Raw genomic sequence first — 16661 nt, forward strand, 5'->3', positions numbered from 1 at the left:
AGCCACCGCGTCCTCGAGGAGTCGAGACCCGTGTCGGAACACAAAGACCCCCAGAAGTTCGTCTACGACTTCACCGAGGGCAACAAGGATCTGAAGGATCTTCTGGGCGGCAAGGGTGCCAACCTGGCCGAGATGACCAACCTCGGGCTGCCCGTCCCTCCGGGCTTCACCATCACCACCGAGGCCTGCAAGGTCTACCTCGACAGCGGTGACGAGCCGGCCGAGCTGCGCGACGAGGTCGGTACGCACCTGGCAGCGCTCGAGAAGCGAATGGGCAAGGACCTCGGCCAGGCCGACGACCCGCTGCTGGTCTCCGTCCGTTCCGGCGCCAAGTTCTCGATGCCCGGCATGATGGACACGGTCCTGAACATCGGCCTCTCCGACGCCTCGGTCGTCGGTCTCGCCGCACAGGCCGGCGACGAGCGCTTCGCCTGGGACTCCTACCGCCGTCTCATCCAGATGTTCGGCAAGACCGTGCTCGGGGTCGACGGCGATCTCTTCGAGGAGGCGCTGGAGGCCGCGAAGACGGCCAAGGGCGTCACCGTCGACGTGGACCTGGACGCGGCCGACCTGAAGAAGCTGGTCAAGGAGTTCAAGAAGATCGTCACGCGGGACGCGGGGCGCGACTTCCCGCAGGACCCGCGTGAGCAGATGGACCTGGCTGTGAAGGCGGTCTTCGACTCGTGGAACACCGACCGCGCCAAGCTCTACCGCCGCCAGGAGCGCATCCCCGGCGACCTCGGCACGGCCGTCAACATCTGTTCGATGGTCTTCGGCAACCTCGGCCCCGACTCCGGCACGGGCGTCGCGTTCACCCGTGACCCGGCCAGCGGCCACCAGGGCGTCTACGGCGACTACCTCCAGAACGCGCAGGGCGAGGACGTCGTCGCGGGTATCAGGAACACGGTGGCGCTCGCCGACCTGGAGTCGATCGACAAGGCGTCGTACGACCAGCTGATGAAGATCATGGAGACGCTGGAGACCCACTACAGGGACCTCTGCGACATCGAGTTCACCATCGAGCGCGGTCAGCTCTGGATGCTCCAGACCCGGGTCGGCAAGCGCACCGCAGGCGCCGCCTTCCGTATCGCCACCCAGCTCGTCGACCAGGGCCTCATCGACGAGGCCGAGGCACTTCAGCGGGTCAACGGCGCACAGCTCGCGCAGCTGATGTTCCCGCGCTTCGACGACGCGGCCACGACGGTCCTGCTGGGGCGCGGGATCGCCGCGTCGCCCGGCGCGGCCGTCGGCAAGGCCGTCTTCGACTCGTACACCGCGGTCAAGTGGTCGCGGTCCGGCGAGAAGGTCATCCTGATCCGCCGCGAGACCAACCCCGACGACCTCGACGGAATGATCGCCGCCGAGGGCATCCTGACCTCGCGCGGCGGCAAGACCTCGCACGCCGCGGTGGTGGCGCGCGGCATGGGCAAGACCTGCGTCTGCGGTGCCGAGGAGATCGAGGTCGACACCAAGCGCCGCCGGCTCACGGTCGGCGAGACCGTGGTGGAGGAGGGCGACCTCGTCTCCGTCGACGGCTCCACCGGCAAGGTGTACCTCGGCGAGGTACCCGTCGTGCCGTCCCCGGTCGTGGAGTACTTCGAGGGGCGCATGCACGCGGGCGCCGATGACGCCGACGAACTGGTCGGCGCCGTGCACCGGATCATGGCGTACGCCGACCGGGTACGCCGGCTGCGGGTACGGGCGAACGCGGACAACGCCGAGGACGCCTCGCGGGCCCGTCGTTTCGGTGCCCAGGGCATCGGCCTGTGCCGCACCGAGCACATGTTCCTCGGTGAGCGCCGCGAGATGGTCGAGAAGCTGATCCTCGCGGACACCGACGACGAGCGGGAGGCCGCGCTCGCCGCGCTGCTCCCGCTCCAGAAGGCCGACTTCATCGAGCTGTTCGAGTCGATGGACGGGCTGCCCGTGACCGTACGGCTGCTCGACCCGCCGCTGCACGAGTTCCTGCCCGACATCACGGAGCTCTCCGTACGGGTGGCGCTCGCCGAGTCCCGCAAGGACGCCAACGAGAACGACCTGCGCCTCCTCCAGGCCGTGCACAAGCTGCACGAGCAGAACCCGATGCTGGGTCTGCGCGGTGTCCGTCTCGGCCTGGTCATCCCCGGGCTGTTCGCCATGCAGGTACGCGCCATCGCCGAGGCGGCGGCGGAGCGCAGGAACGCCAAGGGCGACCCGCGCGCGGAGATCATGATTCCGCTCGTCGGCACGGTCCAGGAGCTGGAGATCGTCCGGGACGAGGCCGACGGCGTCATCGCCGACGTCGAGGCGGCCACCGGTACGCGGCTGAAGCTGAGCATCGGCACGATGATCGAGCTGCCCCGCGCCGCGCTGACCGCCGGTCAGATCGCCGAGGCCGCGCAGTTCTTCTCCTTCGGCACCAACGACCTCACCCAGACGGTCTGGGGCTTCTCCCGCGACGACGTGGAGGCCTCGTTCTTCACCGCGTACCTGGAGAAGGGCATCTTCGGGGTGTCGCCGTTCGAGACGATCGACAAGGACGGCGTCGGCGCCCTCGTACGCAGCGCCGTGGAGGCCGGCCGGGCCACCCGCCCGGACCTCAAGCTCGGTATCTGTGGTGAGCACGGCGGGGACCCGGAGTCGGTGCACTTCTTCCACGAGGTGGGCCTCGACTACGTCTCCTGCTCGCCCTTCCGCATTCCGGTAGCCCGGCTGGAAGCGGGCAGGGCAGCCGCCGAATCGCGGGGCAGCGACAGCCGTTGAGACCCGGCGGGCCTCGCCCGCCGCGATTCCGGATACCGCCGTCGGATATCGGAGACCCTCATCGTTCCCACGGCGGAGCCGGATTACCGGGAAGCGGCGGCACCCTGTGCGGGGGTGCCGCCGCTTCCTCGTGCCGCCTCTTCCTCATTTGAAATGCGAACCATTTCTCTTTACGCGTTCGTCCCGCAAATCGGTGGGGTGCGGTCCGGGGATCCCCACCCCCGGACCGCACCCGTTTACCCCGTCGGGTGCGGAGCCGCACCGTCGTTCACCGCCGCCGAACGGGCGAAGCCCCCCACGGCCCTCAACCGCTCTTTCGGTGACGCCGGATACGCACCCGACGTCGTACAGCTTTTCGGCTGGCGGGGATACGGGCGAGACATTTCAACTGTGGCCGAAACCCCGTGGTGACCTTCCGTGACGCCCCGCATACGCTTCTGCGGGGGAAATTGCGAGTGCAACAGGTGGGGGTCAGGTGCTGCGTATCCATGTGTCCGGGATGGACCTTTCGCGTGTGCGGATGGCCACGAGGCCGGACGCGATGTGGGAGACCATTCTCAGTTTTCACCGGCTGAGAGACAGACGGGGGTCCACGGTGTTCGGGAAATGGCGGAAGGAATCCCGTAACCGGTTGAATGGTGAAGCGCGCCTGCTGTCCGCTGTCGTTCCGCTCCGCGGCTATTTCCCCGACTTCCTGACGCCTTCCGTGGGAGGCGCCGAGCCGTTCGGGCTCGACGCCGGAATGGAGGCGCTGCGGGACACGCCCACGGACCGCATCCGCGGGGAACTCGGCCTGCTGGCGGGCGGAGCCGCCCGTACACGCCGCCCGTCCGGCGCCACGGCCGCAGCGCTTCCTGAGGCGGCTCTGGCCGAGGGGCGCCCGGAGCCGCTGGGGCGCCTCATCACCACCCTGCGCGCCTACCACCGCGCCGCGGTCGAGCCGTACTGGCCGCACATCAGGGCGAGCGTCGAGGCCGACCGCGCCGTCCGGGGCCGCGCCCTGCTGGACGGCGGTGCGGACGAGCTCCTGGCCACGCTGCCGCCGATGATCCGCTGGCGGGCCCCCGTGCTGGAGGCGGACTACCCCGTCGACCGGGAGCTACGGCTCGACGGGCGCGGTCTGCTTCTGCAGCCGTCGTTCTTCTGCCGGGGCACCCCTGTCGTCTACCGGGACCCGGGCCTCCCGCCGGTCCTTGTCTACCCGGTCACCCACCCCGGTGCCCCGGCCGTCGCCGAGCCGGGTCCCTGGCTCGGCCGGCTGGTGGGCCACACCCGCTCCACGGTCCTGCGCTCCATAGGCAACGGCTGCACGACGAGTGAGCTGGCCCGCAGGACCGGGGTGTCCCTGGCGTCGGCGAGCCAGCACGCCAGTGTGCTGCGGGAGGCCGGCCTGGTCCGCACCCTGCGCCACGGCAGCTCGGTCCTGCACACCCTCACCCCGCTGGGTGCCGCTCTGCTCAGGGGCGGAGCCCCGGTCGCCGTGCCCTGATCCGGAAGGGCGGATCCGGAAGGGCGGACGGTCCGAGCGATGAGTTCCGCGCCGCGCGGCGGTCTCCCCTCTTGTAAGCGCTCGTACGGAGCGCGTGGGAGCACCGCAGAGTGCCGGACGGAAGAGTGGAACCATCATGACCCAGCCTCAGATGATCTTCGTGAACCTGCCGGTCAAGGATCTCGCCACGACGAAGAACTTCTTCGCGAAGCTCGGCTTCGGCTTCAACCCGCAGTTCAGCGACGACACGACGGCCTGTCTGGTCATCAGCGACACGATCTTCGCCATGCTCATCAGCGAGCCGAGGTTCAAGGACTTCACCAAGAAGGAGATCGCCGACGCGTCGAGAACGACCGAGGTTCTCATCGCCCTCAGCGCGGACAGCCGCCAGAAGGTCGACGAGCTGGCCGACGCCGCGCTCGCCAACGGCGGCTCGCCCGCCAACGAGCCCATGGACGAGGGCTTCATGTACGGCCGTTCCTTCCAGGACCCCGACCACCACATCTGGGAGGTCGTCTGGATGGACCCGGCCGCCGTCGCCGGACAGGCCTGACATGGCGGTACGCCTCAAGGGCTGCCCTCGCGGACCGGGAAGACCGGGACCGAGACGTCGTCGTCGTCCAGGCAGGCGCCCGTTGCCAGGTCGAAACGCTGCTTGAGCAGCGGCGACGCGACGAACGGGCGTCCGCCGGCGGAGCCGGTCAGGCCCCGGGAGAGGACGTACGCACCGGTGAACGGGTCGCGGTTGTCGATCGCGTACGCCCGGCCCGCCCGGTCCACGAACAGCGCGACCTGCCGGCCGTCGGGGAGGAGCGCGGCCACACCGCGCCCCGGGGTCAGCAGGTCACGGTCGCAGACCGTGAGCCAGTCGTCCCCGTCCGCAAGCTGGATCGTCATCGGGAAGTCCCTTCGAGAGTACGGACGGCGAGCACGGGGCCCGCGAGGATGTCCAGGTCGGGCTTGACCTGGTCGCGCTCGGGGACGAACTTGACCGAGGGGTCGGGTGCGTCGGGGGCGTTGACGAAGGTGACGAAGCGCCGCAGCCGTTCCGGGTCGTCGATGGTCCCGGCCCACTCGTCGCGGTAGCCGGCGACATGGTCGGCCATCAGCCGCTCCAGCTCGTCGCAGAGGCCCAGCGAGTCGTGGACGACGACGTCCCGCACATGGTCGAGGCCGCCGTCGATCCGGTCCAGCCAGGTCGAGGTGCGCTCCAGGCGGTCCGCCGTGCGGATGTAGAACATCAGGAACCGGTCGATGAGGCGGACCAGTTCGGCGTCGGAGAGATCCTGGGCGAGCAGGTCCGCGTGGCGCGGGGTGGCGCCGCCGTTGCCGCCCACGTAGAGGTTCCAGCCCTGTGCCGTGGCGATGACCCCGAAGTCCTTGCCGCGGGCCTCGGCGCACTCCCTGGCGCAGCCCGAGACCGCCGACTTCAGCTTGTGCGGGGAGCGCAGCCCCCGGTAGCGCAGCTCCAGGTCGATGGCCATCCTCACCGAGTCCTGCACGCCGAAGCGGCACCAGGTCTGCCCCACACAGGACTTGACCGTGCGCAGCGACTTCCCGTACGCGTGCCCCGACTCGAAGCCCGCGTCCACCAGGCGCGTCCAGATCAGCGGCAGCTGGTCGACGCGGGCGCCGAAGAGGTCGATCCGCTGACCGCCGGTGATCTTCGTGTAGAGGCCGAAGTCCCGGGCCACCTCGCCGATCACGATCAGCTTCTCCGGGGTGATCTCACCGCCGGGGATGCGGGGCACGACGGAGTACGAGCCGTTGCGCTGGAGGTTGGCCAGGAAGTGGTCGTTGGTGTCCTGGAGGGCGGCCTGCTCGCCGTCCAGGACATAACCGCTCGCGCCGACCGTCGGGGCCAGCGAGGCGATGACCGAGCCGACCGTGGGCTTGCAGATCTCGCAGCCGTCGCCGCCACGCGCCTCCTCGCGGCCGTGCGAGTCGAGGAGTCCCGCGTACGTCGTGATGCCCAGGGTGCGGACGATCTCGTAGAGCTCACCGCGGGTGTACGCGAAGCAGCCGCACAGTCCCTGGTCCTCGGGCTGCGGCAGCAGCTGTCCGATGACCTTGACGCAACTCCCGCAGCCCGTACCGGCCTTGGTGCACTGCTTCACCTCGGGCAGCGTGGTGTGCTCGCGGATCGCGCCCTTGGTGACGTTGTGGCAGGAGCAGATCACGGCCTCGTCGGGCAGCGCGGACGGGCCGAGGACGACCGGGCCGCCGCCCGTGGCGGCCGGCAGCACCAGCTGCTCGGGGGCGACGGGGAGCACCGTGCCGGTCATCGGCCGCAGCGTGCCGTACTGGTCGGCGTCGCCGACCAGGACCCCGCCGAGCAGGGTGCCGTCCTGGCCGATCACCAGCTTCTTGTAGACACCCGAGCGGGAGTCCGCGTACACGACGTCGAGGCAGCCGTCGGCCGTGCCGTGCGCGTCACCGAAGGAGGCGACGTCCACGCCGAGCAGCTTCAGCTTCGTCGAGAGGTCCGCGCCGGTGAAGGAGGCCGCGTTGCCCGCGATCACCTCGGCCGCCGCGAGGGCCATCTCGTAACCCGGGGCCACAAGGCCGTAGACCCGGCCGTCCGATGCCAGCGCGCACTCGCCTATCGCGAAGACGTCCCGGTCGGAGGTGCGGCACTCCTCGTCGACGACGATGCCGCCGCGCGGGCCGACCGCCAGATCGCAGTCGCGGGCCAGCTGGTCCCGGGGGCGTACGCCGGCGGAGAAGACGACGAGGTCGGTCTCGAGCGAGGAACCGTCCGACAGGGACATGCCGCCGACCCGGCCGTCCCCGCCCACGGTGACCTCCTGGGTACCGACGCCCGTGTGGACGGTCAGGCCCATGTTCTCGATGGTGCGCAGCAGCGCGGCACCGCCGCCCTCGTCGACCTGGACCGGCATCAGCCGGGGCGCGAACTCCACGACGTGCGTGTCGAGCCCGAGCCCCTTCAGCGCGCCGGCGGCCTCGAGCCCGAGCAGCCCGCCGCCGACGACCGCGCCGGTCCTCGCGTGCTTCGCGTACTCCTCGATCGCGAGGAGGTCCTCGATGGTGCGGTAGACGAAGCAGCCCTCGGCGTCCTTGCCGGGAACGGGCGGGACGAAGGGGTACGAGCCGGTGGCCAGCACCAGCGTGTCGTAGAGGAAGACCTCCCCGGAGCGCGCGGTGACCGCCCGCCCCTCGCGGTCGATGCTCTCCGCCGGATCACCGACGCGCAGCTCGATGCCGTGGCGCGCCATGAAGTCCGGCTCGACGAGCGACAGGTCCTCGGGCGTCCGGCCGGAGAAGTAGGAGGTCAGCTGCACCCTGTCGTACGCGGGGCGGGGCTCCTCGCAGAGCACGACGACCCTGGCGGTACCGGCTGCCGCGGTCAGTCCGCGGTCGGCGAGCGCTTCCAGGAACCGCTGTCCGACCATGCCGTGCCCGACGACCACGATCGTCGGCACGCCTGCGGTGGGGGCGGTCGGGGGAGTGGACACCGGCATCAGAGGCCTCCGTCGTTGGTGAGCAGGTGGAGCGGGGACATGTCGGTGGGGAGGGGCGTCGTCGTCCTGCCAGGTCCACGTGCCGGGTTCGCCGCCCGTGCCGGGTTCGCTGCCCGTGTCCTCATGCCGACGAGCGTGCGCGGCGGGTGTTACCCGACCGCATCCCTCCTGTTTCCCGGGGGGAACCTTGCGCTCAGCGTGCGCGGACGGCCGCTGTGAGGGGCCGGCAACTGGTTGGACCGGACCCTCTAAGCTCGTGGATATGCCCGAGATCACGCTGACCACCCTGGTCCTGCTCTGTCTGGCCGCCGCCGCGGCCGGCTGGATCGACGCGGTGGTGGGCGGAGGCGGCCTGCTCCTCCTGCCCGCCCTGCTGCTGGGTCTCCCGCACGTCCCGGCCGCGCACGTCCTGGGCACCAACAAGGCCGTCGCGATCGTCGGGACCTCGGGCGCCGCCGTGACCTATGTACGGAAGGCGCCGGTGCGGGTCGGGGTCGCCGTGCGGATCGGGCTCATGGCGCTCGCCGGATCGATGACCGGTGCCTTCTTCGCCGCGGGGATCAGCAGCGATCTGCTCCGTCCGGTGATCATGGTGGTGCTGCTGGCCGTCGCGGCCTTCGTGATGCTGCGGCCGTCCTTCGGCACGGCGGCGGCGGGCGACGGCACGGACCGTAAGGTCACCCGGGCCCGCGCGGTCACCGCGGTGGTGCTGGTCGGCGGTGGCATCGGCTTCTACGACGGGCTGTTCGGGCCCGGCACGGGCACCTTCCTGGTGCTGGCGCTGACCGCCGTGCTCCACCTCGACCTGGTCACCGCATCCGCCACCGCCAAGATCGTGAACGTCTGCACCAACGGCGGCGCGCTGGCGATGTTCGCCTACCAGGGCACCGTCCTGTGGCAGCTGGCCGCGCTGATGGCCGTATTCAATCTGGCGGGCGGGATGCTCGGGGCGCGGATGGCTCTCCGCAAGGGCAGCGACTTCGTCCGCGGGGTCCTGCTGGTCGTGGTCTTCTCGCTGGTCGCGAAGCTCGGCTTCGACCAGTGGACCGCCTGACCGGGCGATGCGGTCCCCGGCGGTCGGTGTTCCCGGTCAGTCCTCCCCGGTTCGGTGCTCCCCGGTGAGGTGGGCGTACGCCACCACGTTGCCCTGGTAGCCCGTCTCGCGGGTGAAACCGCCGCCGCAGGTGATCAGCCGCAGGGAGGCGTGCGCGGTGGGGCCGTAGACCCGCTTGTCGGGGAACGCGTCGTTCTCGTACACCTCGACCGCGTCGATGGAGAAGACGGCGGTGCGGCCGTCCCGGCGGTCGATCTCCACCGCCGCGCCCTTCTTCAGGGAGCCGAGGGCGTAGAACACGGACGGTCCCTCCGCGTTGTCGACGTGACCGGCCACCACGGCGGTGCCCTTGGCGCCGGGCGGTGTGCCGCCCTCGAACCAGCCCGCGAGATTCCGGTCGGCGGCGGGCGGAGCGTCGAGACTGCCGTCCGCGCCCAGCGCCAGGCCCGTCATGGGCGCGTCCACCCCGATGACCGGGATACGGATCCTGACAGGTGCGGAGGCGCGCAGCGGTTCGGCGGCCCGGGCGCCCGGCCGTACCTCGGGGCCCGCCGCGAAGGCCTCGGCGGTCGAGGGCTGGGGGGCGACGGTCCGGGGGGCCGCGCCGTTGTGGACCAGCCAGGTGCCGCACAGCGCGGCCACGCCCACCAGCCAGGCCCTGGCCCTGAGTGCCGTCCTGTCCACGTCCCGTCCTCCGTCGGCCGCCTCAGTGGCGGGGGCCGTCGGCGCGGCGGCGGCGGATGAGCAGCAGACCGCTGATGGACGCCGCCCCGACCAGGCCGGCGCCCGCGGCGAGCTGGGCGGTGTCGGGGGCGGCGCTGCCGCCCACACCGGTCCCGACATGGCCGGAGGGGTGGCTGGGACCGGTGCTGGGTGCGGTCGTGGGCTTGTGCCCGGGGGACACGGGAGGCTTCCCCGCACCGGGGTCGGTTCCCGGGGCTGTTCCGGGGTCGGTCCCGCGCGAGGGCGCGGTCTCCGGACGGTCGCCCGGCTTCGTGCCGGGAGCCGTTCCGGTGCCGGTCCCGGGCTGCTGGAACGTTCCGGCGCCGGACCCGTCCCCGATCCCTGTGTCGCCCTCTTCCTCCACCCCCGCCTCCGCGTCCGGCCAGGAGGACCCCGACACCGCTGCCGGGTCATCGGCCGTGTCCAGGCCTCCGGTCGGATCGGTCAGATCCGGACTGTCGGCCGGTCCTGGGTCATCGGCTCCTGGGGCATCGGCTCCGGCGTCATCGGCTCCCAGGCTTTCGGCGCCGAGGTTTCCCGCCACGAGGTTTCCGGCCACGCTTCCGGACCGGGCCCCGGCCCCGGACCGGTCCAGGCCCCCGGCCGCCGTCCCACCGTCGCCGCAGGGGGCCGCCGTATCGGTGCCCGCCGTGTCCTCGGCCCCGCAGTCCGCGGCCGCGCTGAACCCCGGTCTGCCGAGGCTGTCCGCGTGCGCGGACGGGATGGCGAGGCCGAGTGCGGCGGCGGTGAGCGCCGCGGCGGCGGTTCCGGTCACGAGGCGGGCAGGGCGGCTGTGCATGGGAATCCTCCGGGCAGACGGATGTGTCCTGCCCTCGATGCAAGGCGCCGGGGCCTCCGGCCGCATGCTGACGTGGCGTCAGTTCTCACCCGTACGGACCCGGGAACGCGCCCGCCGGGGCGATCCGGTGCAGGTCGCGGCGGTGGGGGAGGCCGTCGGGTCCGCCGGTGCCGATCGGGTGAGCCCGCCACCCCGAGAGAGTGTGATGCGGATCACATGTATGGGTGTCGGCGGGCCGGGCACACGGTCTCTACCCCCCCCACGGGACGGTAGCCCCCGCCGGCCCCACGGCAGCCGCCCTCACCGGTTCATCCCCCCTTGGAACCGGTGAGGGCGGCGTCGTTCTCCCCTCCTCGGCCTCAGGCCGTCCCCCGGCCTCAGCTCATCGCCGACCAGTCGACGTCCGGCGGGCGTACGCGGGCGCACCGCGGCTGCCCCTTGTCGTCGGTCAGCCGGAGCCTGGCAGTGAGGTGACCGGTGCGGGTGGCGGCCTCCAGGACCTGCGGGTCGATGTCGCTCATCATCAGCTTGGCCCGGCGGAACATGGTGAACGCGCCGGAGTCGTCCACGGTCCCCCAGGACAGATGGACGAAGCGCCCCCCGAACCGGTTCTGGATGTACGGCCCCGACACCTCGATGCCCTCCTCGGTGGACAGGGTGGCGCAGTCCAGGGTCCAGGAGGCACGCTCGGCGTCGCCGGGATGCAGTCCGAGCAGTTCGCCGGGGCGGTCCTTGCGCTGCACACCGACATGGATGTTCCGGTAACCGGCGAAGTCGGTGTCGGGGCCGCAGGAGCGGCCCGGGAGTTCCGAGGCTTCGATGTGGATCCGCATGTCAGACGGTCTCGCGCGGAGCGTCCTCGTACACCTGGTCGAGCAGCTTCATCGCATCCTCGTCGACGGCGAAGGAGGTGTCGTCGATCCGGTGGACCGGTGCGATGCCCTGCGAGTTGGTGACGAACGCCGCCCGGTACGCACCGAGTCCGTCCAGCGTCACCCCGCGCCGCACCGAAGGGCGGCCGGTCTGCGCGAGTCCGCTCTCCAGCAGTGCCATGGTGATGCCGGTCAGCGCGGGCGCGTCGGGCCAGACGACCGAAGTGCCGTCCCAGAAGCCGATGTTGGTGATCGAGCCCTCGGTCACCGTGTCGCCGGGCAAGGTCAGCAACGCCTCGTCGAAGCCCGCCTGCCTCGCCTGCTGCCCGTAGTAGATCTGGGGGAACTCACCCGAGCGCTTGATGTGCGGCAGGGGGCGCGCGTACGGGACCGACATCAGGCTCCGCGGTGCGCCGTCCGCCGCGGCCGGCTCCCGCACCGTCACCATCAGCACCGTCCGCGTGCTGCCGGGCGGCAGGAAGCCGTGCACCCGCACCGACGCGTCCCGTATCCCGGCGCCGTCCAGCGCGTGCCCGATCAGTCCGCGCACGTGGTCCCGGTCCAGGGGGAGTTCGAACAGCTCACGGTTCGCGGAGTCCAGCCGGTCCAGGTGCAGCGCGAGGCCGCGCACCGTCCGCTCCCTGACCTGCATCGCGGTGAAATGGCCGAAGTCGGAGAACGCGGGGATCCTCAGATCCTCCCCGGTGGCGGGGCGGCCGTCGAACTCGACGTGGAGGACCGGTGCGGGGGATGTCATGGCCCTCAGCGTAATGCCGTGGAGTCGCGCTTGACCTCAATCATGGTTGAGGTGTGAGTCTCTTCCGTATGGACCTCAACACAGCAGTTCCCGCCCCGTCCGACGCCCCGCTGAAGGTGGCCGTCATCCTCGGCAGCAACCGCGAGGGACGCTTCGGCCCCGTCGTCGCCCAGTGGTTCATCGGGCGGGCCGCCGATCACCCGGACATCGAGACCGAGCTGATCGATGTCGCCGAGACCGAGCCGCCCGCCACCGGAACCGCCGCCGTCGAGGTGGCCCCGCGACTGGCCCGTGCCGACGCCTTCGTCGTGCTGACCCCCGAGTACAACCACTCCTACCCGGCCCCGCTGAAGAACCTCATCGACCGGCACTTCGCCGAATGGCAGGCCAAGCCCGTCGCCTTCGTGTCGTACGGCGGAATCTCCGGCGGCCTGCGGGCCGTCGAACACCTGCGTCAGATCTTCGCCGAACTGCACACCGTCACCGTCCGCGACACCGTCTCCTTCCACAACGCGGGCGCGCTCTTCGACGACGGGGGTGCGCCCAAGGACCCGGTCCAGGCGGACGGGGCGGCCAAGCGGATGCTCGACCAGCTCGTCTGGTGGGGCCGCGCGCTGCGCGAGGCCAGGACCCGGCACCCGTACGGCGGCTGAGGCCGCGGGAGCGACAATCGGGGGCCACGGACACCGACAGCGAGGAGACCCGGGGATGACCGAGCCCGCATGGCTGACCGTACTGACCACGACGGACAGCGAGGGGAAGGCCCAGGCCCTGGCCGCGGGCGCGGTGGACGCCAGGCTCGCCGCCTGTGCCCAGATCTCCGCGCCCGTCACCTCCGTGTACCGGTGGGAGGGAGCCATCGAGTCCGATGAGGAGTGGCAGGTGCTGTTCAAGACGACGGCCGCACGGTACGACGAGCTGGAGGCCCACCTGGTCGCCGCGCACGACTACGCGACACCCGAGATCATCGCGACGCCCATCGTGCGCGGCAGCCGGCGCTATCTCGACTGGGTGTCCGCGGAAACGGCGCCCGTCGCGTCGCTGTGACCGAAGCCGGGCTGCCCTTCTTCGTGTACGGCACGCTGCTCCCCGGTGAGCCGAACCATGACCGGTTCCTCCGGGGCCGCACCCAGGAGGAGCGCCCCGCCCTGCTGCCCGACGCCCTCCTCTACGAGGGTCCGGGCTATCCGTACGCGATCGAGGGCCACGGCACCGTCCGTGGTGCGCTGGTCACCGCGACGCCCGGTGCGTACGCGGAACTGCTCGCGATGCTGGACGGCCTGGAGCAGTACCTGGGTCCGGGCCACCCGCGCAATCTGTACGAGCGGGTGGCCCGGCGGGCCGTCCCCATGACGCCGGACGCCCCTGCCGGCCCGGAGGCGGACCTTTCCGGCCGTCCCGGGACAGGCCCCTTGGGCGGTCCTCGGTCAGGCCCGCCCAACGGGCCCGGGACAGCACCGTCCGTCCGGCGCGGGTCCGTCCGCGCCTGGGTCTACCTCGCCGCAGCCCCCGTCGCCCGCTCCCTGCGCGCCGGCGGTACACCCGTACCGAACGGCGACTGGCTCAGCCCGCCCCGCCGTCCCCGTCCGCCCCGCCCGATGCCGTGAGGTCATCCGTGAGGTCGTCCGCGAGCGCCTCCGCCACCCCCGGCTCCTTCGGGCCGAGGAAGTGAGGGTCCGGTTCGAACACGGCGTCCAGAAGCGCCTTGCCCGCCGCGAACACCTCCCGCGTCCCGCCGTAGTACCAGGTGACATCGTGGGCGTCGTCGGCCCCCACCCCGTACGCGTCGATCCCCGCCGACCGGCAGAGGGTGATCGCCCGGCGTATGTGGAAGCCCTGGCTCACCAGCACGGCCCGGTCGACCCCGAAGATCCGCTTGGCCCGGACGCAGGAGTCCCAGGTGTCGAAGCCCGCGTAGTCGCTGACGATCCGTCCGTCCGGGACGCCCAGCGCGGTGAGATACGTACGCATCGCGTCCGGTTCGTCGTACTCCGCGCGGCTGTTGTCCCCGGTGACCAGCACGACCCGGACCTTGCCCGCCCTGTAGAGCTCGGCGGCGGTGTCCAGCCGGTGCGCGAGATAGGGCGAGGGCCGGCCCTCCCACAGCCCCGCCCCGAACACCACGGCGACCTCCCGCGCCGGTGCGTCCGCCACCGTGCGCACCCGGGCGTCGGCCGAGGTGTGCAGCCAGGCCGCGGGCGCCAGCGTCACCGCGCAGGCCAGCATCAGCGCCTGCACCAGCCGCCGCTGCCCCCGCCGGGTCCTCAACCACATGCGCCGCCCCCCGTGCTCGTGCCCGATCACTCGTGGACCGGCTCTCACAGGGAAGGGACGAACGGCGAGGGCGAACGGTTCGCCCCGGTGCGCCCGGCGTGAACAGCCACTGACACCGATGACCCGCCCCCTGTGAGGCGGACGCAAACACCCGTCACCGGTGCGAAACGGCCCGGCAACGTCCCCCCGGCACCATCGGTCCATGACGGAGCCGGCACCCGAACACCCCCGTGAGCCCCAGCCCCTCGACAGCGCGGCGCAGCTCCTGACCCGCATCACCGCACAGCTCGGCACCCAGCTCAGCCTCGTCTCCCCGAACGGAACCCGCAGGCCCATGCACCGCAGCCCCCGCAGCTCCGCCCCCACCCTGGTCGCCGTCGCGCACGGCAGCCGGGACCCGCAGGCCCTGCGCACCGTCCTGGAGCTGCTGGACCGGGTACGGGAGCTGCGGCCGTACCTCGACGTCAGGCTCGGTCACATCGAGCTGAACGAGCCCCTGCTGCCGGACACACTCGACGCCGTCGGGCGGGGCGACGCCGTGCTCGTCCCTCTGCTGCTCGGCCGAGGCCACCACGTACGGCACGATCTGCCCCGGGCAGCGGCGTCCGCGCCCCGCCTCAGGACCCGGATCGCGGCCCCGCTCGGACCGCACCCCCTGCTCGTCGAAGCCCTGTACGAGCGCCTCCTGGAGGCGGGCTGGCGGGAGGCGGACGCCGGCAGCGGCAACGCCGCCGTCGTGCTGGCCGCCGCCGGGTCACGCGACCCCGACTCGGACGTCGACGCACGCCGTACCGCCGCGATGCTCAGCGACCGCATCGGCGGGGTGCCCGTCATACCCGCGTACGCGTCGGCGGCCACGCCCGATGTGCCCGCCGCCGTGCGGGCGCTCACCGCCCGTGGCCGCCACCGGGTGGCCCTCGCGTCGTACTTCACGGCCCCCGGCCGCTTCGCGACCCTCTCGGCCGCCGCCGCACCGGGCATCGCAGCGGCCCCCATCGGCGCACACCCCGCCCTGGCCCGCCTCCTGCTCCACCGCTACGACCAGGCCCTGACCAGCCCTGCCCCCGCAGCCGGCGCCCTGACGCACCCGCCCCTCCTCGCCTCCGCCTGACCGCCTCTGTCGGCGCCTCCGTCTAATGTCAAGGACATGGACGGTACGCACGACCCCAGGGACACGCCCGACACGCCCTACGGCGCCGCCGACACCGAGCGCTGGGACACCGAGCCCGACAAGCGGCCCGGCCGCACCGCCTTCCAGCGCGACCGTGCCCGGGTGCTCCACTCCGCCGCCCTGCGCAGGCTCGCCGGCAAGACCCAGGTCGTCACCCCTGGCACCCGCGGTCTGGCCTGGGACGCCAGTCCCAGGACCCGGCTCACCCACTCCCTGGAGTGCGCCCAGGTCGGCCGGGAGCTCGGCGCCGCGCTCGGCTGCGACCCCGACCTCGTGGAAGCGGCCTGCCTCTCCCACGACATGGGCCACCCGCCCTTCGGCCACAACGGCGAACAGGCGCTCAACGACTTCGCCTCCGACTGCGGCGGCTTCGAGGGGAACGCCCAGTCGCTGCGCCTGCTGACCCGCCTCGAACCCAAGCGCTTCGTCCGTGACCCGCGCAGCGGCGAGCTCGTCAGCGTCGGACTCAACCTGACCCGGGCCGCCCTGGACGCCGCCACCAAATACCCCTGGTCCCGGGGCACGCACCCCACCGACCCGGGGTCACCGAAATTCGGGGTGTACGAGGACGACCTGCCGGTCTTCGACTGGATCCGCAAGGGCGCGCCGCAGGACGGCAGATGCTTCGAGGCCCAGGTGATGGACTGGTCCGACGACGTCGCCTACTCCGTGCACGACTTCGAGGACGGGCTGCACGCCGGACACATCGACCCCGGCTGCCTCTTCTCCGAACCCGAGCGCGCCGAGATCTGGGGCGTCGCCATCGGACGGTACGTCCCGGCGGACACCGATCCGCAGGAGCTCGCCGATGCCCTCGACCGGCTCACCGCCCAGGAGTGGTGGCCCCACGGCTACGACGGCACGGCGGTCGCCCAGGCCCGGCTGAAGGACGCGACGAGCCAGCTCATCGGCCGGTTCTGCCTCGCCGCCGAGGCCGCGACCCACTCCGCGTACGGACCCGGGCGGCTCGGCAGATACGGCGCCGAACTGATCGTCCCGCGCGAGGTGCGCAACGAATGCGCCGTCCTCAAGGCCGTCGCCGACCGTTACGTCATGCAGCGCGCCGAGCAGGAGGCCATCCGCGCCGACCAGCGGATCGTCATCGCCGAGCTGGCCGCCGCCCTGACCGCCCGCGCGCCCGAAGGCCTCGAGCCGCAGTTCCGCGCGCTGTACACGGCCGCCCCCGACGACCGGGCCCGCAAGAGGGTCCTCGTCGACCAGATCGCCGCACTGACGGACGCCTCCGCGCGGTCCCTTCACGGGAGCCTCACGAGCATTGGGCAGACTGGGGCATGACC

The 16661-nt window shown here is 71.9% G+C and carries 16 protein-coding genes; 9 read left to right on the plus strand and 7 right to left on the minus strand.

Annotated elements, in window-relative coordinates; genetic code table 11:
- The first annotated feature begins 30 nt into the window (after positions 1 to 30).
- From ppdK to OG623_RS24310, 3 genes are all read left to right on the plus strand, one after another.
- On the plus strand, positions 31 to 2742 hold the full coding sequence (gene ppdK / locus OG623_RS24300) for a pyruvate, phosphate dikinase (protein WP_406149228.1): 2712 nt from the start codon (positions 31 to 33) through the stop codon (positions 2740 to 2742).
- 475 nt (positions 2743 to 3217) lie between these two features.
- The gene (locus tag OG623_RS24305; RefSeq protein ID WP_406149230.1) at positions 3218 to 4231 is read left to right on the plus strand and encodes an ArsR/SmtB family transcription factor; all 1014 of its coding nucleotides are present in this window, start codon (positions 3218 to 3220) and stop codon (positions 4229 to 4231) included.
- A 136-nt stretch (positions 4232 to 4367) separates the two neighbouring features.
- Positions 4368 to 4784 (plus strand): VOC family protein, encoded by a 417-nt coding sequence (locus tag OG623_RS24310; protein WP_406149231.1) that lies wholly within the window; start codon positions 4368 to 4370, stop codon positions 4782 to 4784.
- 14 nt (positions 4785 to 4798) lie between these two features.
- Here OG623_RS24310 and nirD read toward each other — a convergent pair whose 3' ends face one another.
- Both nirD and nirB read right to left on the minus strand, forming a co-directional pair.
- Positions 4799 to 5128 carry a nitrite reductase small subunit NirD gene (gene nirD, locus OG623_RS24315; RefSeq protein ID WP_406149232.1) on the minus strand — a complete coding sequence of 110 codons (330 nt, stop codon included), beginning with the start codon at positions 5126 to 5128 and terminating at the stop codon, positions 4799 to 4801.
- A complete protein-coding gene (gene nirB / locus OG623_RS24320; RefSeq protein ID WP_406149233.1) occupies positions 5125 to 7713 on the minus strand; it encodes a nitrite reductase large subunit NirB in 2589 nt (862 codons plus the stop codon). Before nirB ends, nirD begins: the two co-directional genes overlap by 4 nt.
- Before the next feature lie 262 nt (positions 7714 to 7975).
- Between nirB and OG623_RS24325 the strand changes: the two genes are divergently transcribed.
- Positions 7976 to 8767 (plus strand): sulfite exporter TauE/SafE family protein, encoded by a 792-nt coding sequence (locus OG623_RS24325; RefSeq protein WP_406149234.1) that lies wholly within the window; start codon positions 7976 to 7978, stop codon positions 8765 to 8767.
- A 36-nt stretch (positions 8768 to 8803) separates the two neighbouring features.
- Here OG623_RS24325 and OG623_RS24330 read toward each other — a convergent pair whose 3' ends face one another.
- The 4 genes from OG623_RS24330 to OG623_RS24345 all read right to left on the minus strand — a co-directional run bounded on the left by OG623_RS24330 (position 8804) and on the right by OG623_RS24345 (position 11918).
- Positions 8804 to 9451, minus strand: coding sequence for a class F sortase (locus OG623_RS24330; protein WP_406149236.1), 648 nt, complete (start codon positions 9449 to 9451; stop codon positions 8804 to 8806).
- Between the two features lie 22 nt (positions 9452 to 9473).
- Positions 9474 to 10289 carry a hypothetical protein gene (locus tag OG623_RS24335; protein WP_406149237.1) on the minus strand — a complete coding sequence of 272 codons (816 nt, stop codon included), beginning with the start codon at positions 10287 to 10289 and terminating at the stop codon, positions 9474 to 9476.
- Positions 10290 to 10666: 377 nt separating this feature from the next.
- Positions 10667 to 11122, minus strand: a complete 456-nt coding sequence (locus tag OG623_RS24340; RefSeq protein WP_406149238.1) for a DUF5990 family protein — start codon at positions 11120 to 11122, stop codon at positions 10667 to 10669.
- A 1-nt stretch (position 11123) separates the two neighbouring features.
- Entirely contained in the window at positions 11124 to 11918 is a 795-nt protein-coding gene (locus OG623_RS24345; protein ID WP_406149239.1) for an aminotransferase class IV, read from the minus strand.
- Between the two features lie 68 nt (positions 11919 to 11986).
- On the opposite strand from OG623_RS24345, the gene OG623_RS24350 reads away from it, so the two are divergent.
- From OG623_RS24350 to OG623_RS24360, 3 genes are read left to right on the plus strand one after another with little or no spacing between them, the layout of a single operon-like run.
- On the plus strand, positions 11987 to 12571 hold the full coding sequence (locus tag OG623_RS24350; protein ID WP_406151982.1) for an NADPH-dependent FMN reductase: 585 nt from the start codon (positions 11987 to 11989) through the stop codon (positions 12569 to 12571).
- A 55-nt stretch (positions 12572 to 12626) separates the two neighbouring features.
- On the plus strand, positions 12627 to 12965 hold the full coding sequence (gene cutA, locus OG623_RS24355) for a divalent-cation tolerance protein CutA (RefSeq protein ID WP_406149240.1): 339 nt from the start codon (positions 12627 to 12629) through the stop codon (positions 12963 to 12965).
- Complete coding sequence (locus OG623_RS24360; protein ID WP_406149241.1) at positions 12962 to 13525, plus strand: gamma-glutamylcyclotransferase family protein; 564 nt, start codon at positions 12962 to 12964, stop codon at positions 13523 to 13525. The genes cutA and OG623_RS24360 overlap by 4 nt, the downstream gene beginning before the upstream one ends.
- Here the strand turns inward: OG623_RS24360 and OG623_RS24365 are convergent.
- Positions 13482 to 14192 carry a vancomycin high temperature exclusion protein gene (locus OG623_RS24365; protein ID WP_406149242.1) on the minus strand — a complete coding sequence of 237 codons (711 nt, stop codon included), beginning with the start codon at positions 14190 to 14192 and terminating at the stop codon, positions 13482 to 13484. The genes OG623_RS24360 and OG623_RS24365 overlap by 44 nt on opposite strands.
- Before the next feature lie 202 nt (positions 14193 to 14394).
- Here OG623_RS24365 and OG623_RS24370 point away from each other — a divergent pair, with 202 nt between their 5' ends.
- A complete protein-coding gene (locus OG623_RS24370; protein ID WP_406149243.1) occupies positions 14395 to 15303 on the plus strand; it encodes a sirohydrochlorin chelatase in 909 nt (302 codons plus the stop codon).
- Between the two features lie 36 nt (positions 15304 to 15339).
- A complete protein-coding gene (locus OG623_RS24375; protein ID WP_406149244.1) occupies positions 15340 to 16659 on the plus strand; it encodes a deoxyguanosinetriphosphate triphosphohydrolase in 1320 nt (439 codons plus the stop codon).
- Positions 16660 to 16661 lie beyond the last annotated feature (2 nt).

This window comes from Streptomyces sp. NBC_01012, assembly GCF_045162755.1.
GTDB lineage: Bacteria > Actinomycetota > Actinomycetes > Streptomycetales > Streptomycetaceae > Streptomyces.

What these genes read in the sequence shown, in the direction of transcription:
- OG623_RS24310 (WP_406149231.1), top strand. Translation starts at nt 4,368, where the DNA reads ATGACCCAGCCTCAGATGATCTTCGTGAACCTGCCGGTCAAGGATCTC.
- nirD (WP_406149232.1), bottom strand. Translation starts at nt 5,128, where the DNA reads ATGACGATCCAGCTTGCGGACGGGGACGACTGGCTCACGGTCTGCGAC.
- nirB (WP_406149233.1), bottom strand. Translation starts at nt 7,713, where the DNA reads ATGCCGGTGTCCACTCCCCCGACCGCCCCCACCGCAGGCGTGCCGACG.
- OG623_RS24325 (WP_406149234.1), top strand. Translation starts at nt 7,976, where the DNA reads ATGCCCGAGATCACGCTGACCACCCTGGTCCTGCTCTGTCTGGCCGCC.
- OG623_RS24335 (WP_406149237.1), bottom strand. Translation starts at nt 10,289, where the DNA reads ATGCACAGCCGCCCTGCCCGCCTCGTGACCGGAACCGCCGCCGCGGCG.
- OG623_RS24340 (WP_406149238.1), bottom strand. Translation starts at nt 11,122, where the DNA reads ATGCGGATCCACATCGAAGCCTCGGAACTCCCGGGCCGCTCCTGCGGC.
- OG623_RS24345 (WP_406149239.1), bottom strand. Translation starts at nt 11,918, where the DNA reads ATGACATCCCCCGCACCGGTCCTCCACGTCGAGTTCGACGGCCGCCCC.
- OG623_RS24350 (WP_406151982.1), top strand. Translation starts at nt 11,987, where the DNA reads ATGGACCTCAACACAGCAGTTCCCGCCCCGTCCGACGCCCCGCTGAAG.
- cutA (WP_406149240.1), top strand. Translation starts at nt 12,627, where the DNA reads ATGACCGAGCCCGCATGGCTGACCGTACTGACCACGACGGACAGCGAG.
- OG623_RS24365 (WP_406149242.1), bottom strand. Translation starts at nt 14,192, where the DNA reads ATGTGGTTGAGGACCCGGCGGGGGCAGCGGCGGCTGGTGCAGGCGCTG.
- OG623_RS24370 (WP_406149243.1), top strand. Translation starts at nt 14,395, where the DNA reads ATGACGGAGCCGGCACCCGAACACCCCCGTGAGCCCCAGCCCCTCGAC.
- OG623_RS24375 (WP_406149244.1), top strand. Translation starts at nt 15,340, where the DNA reads ATGGACGGTACGCACGACCCCAGGGACACGCCCGACACGCCCTACGGC.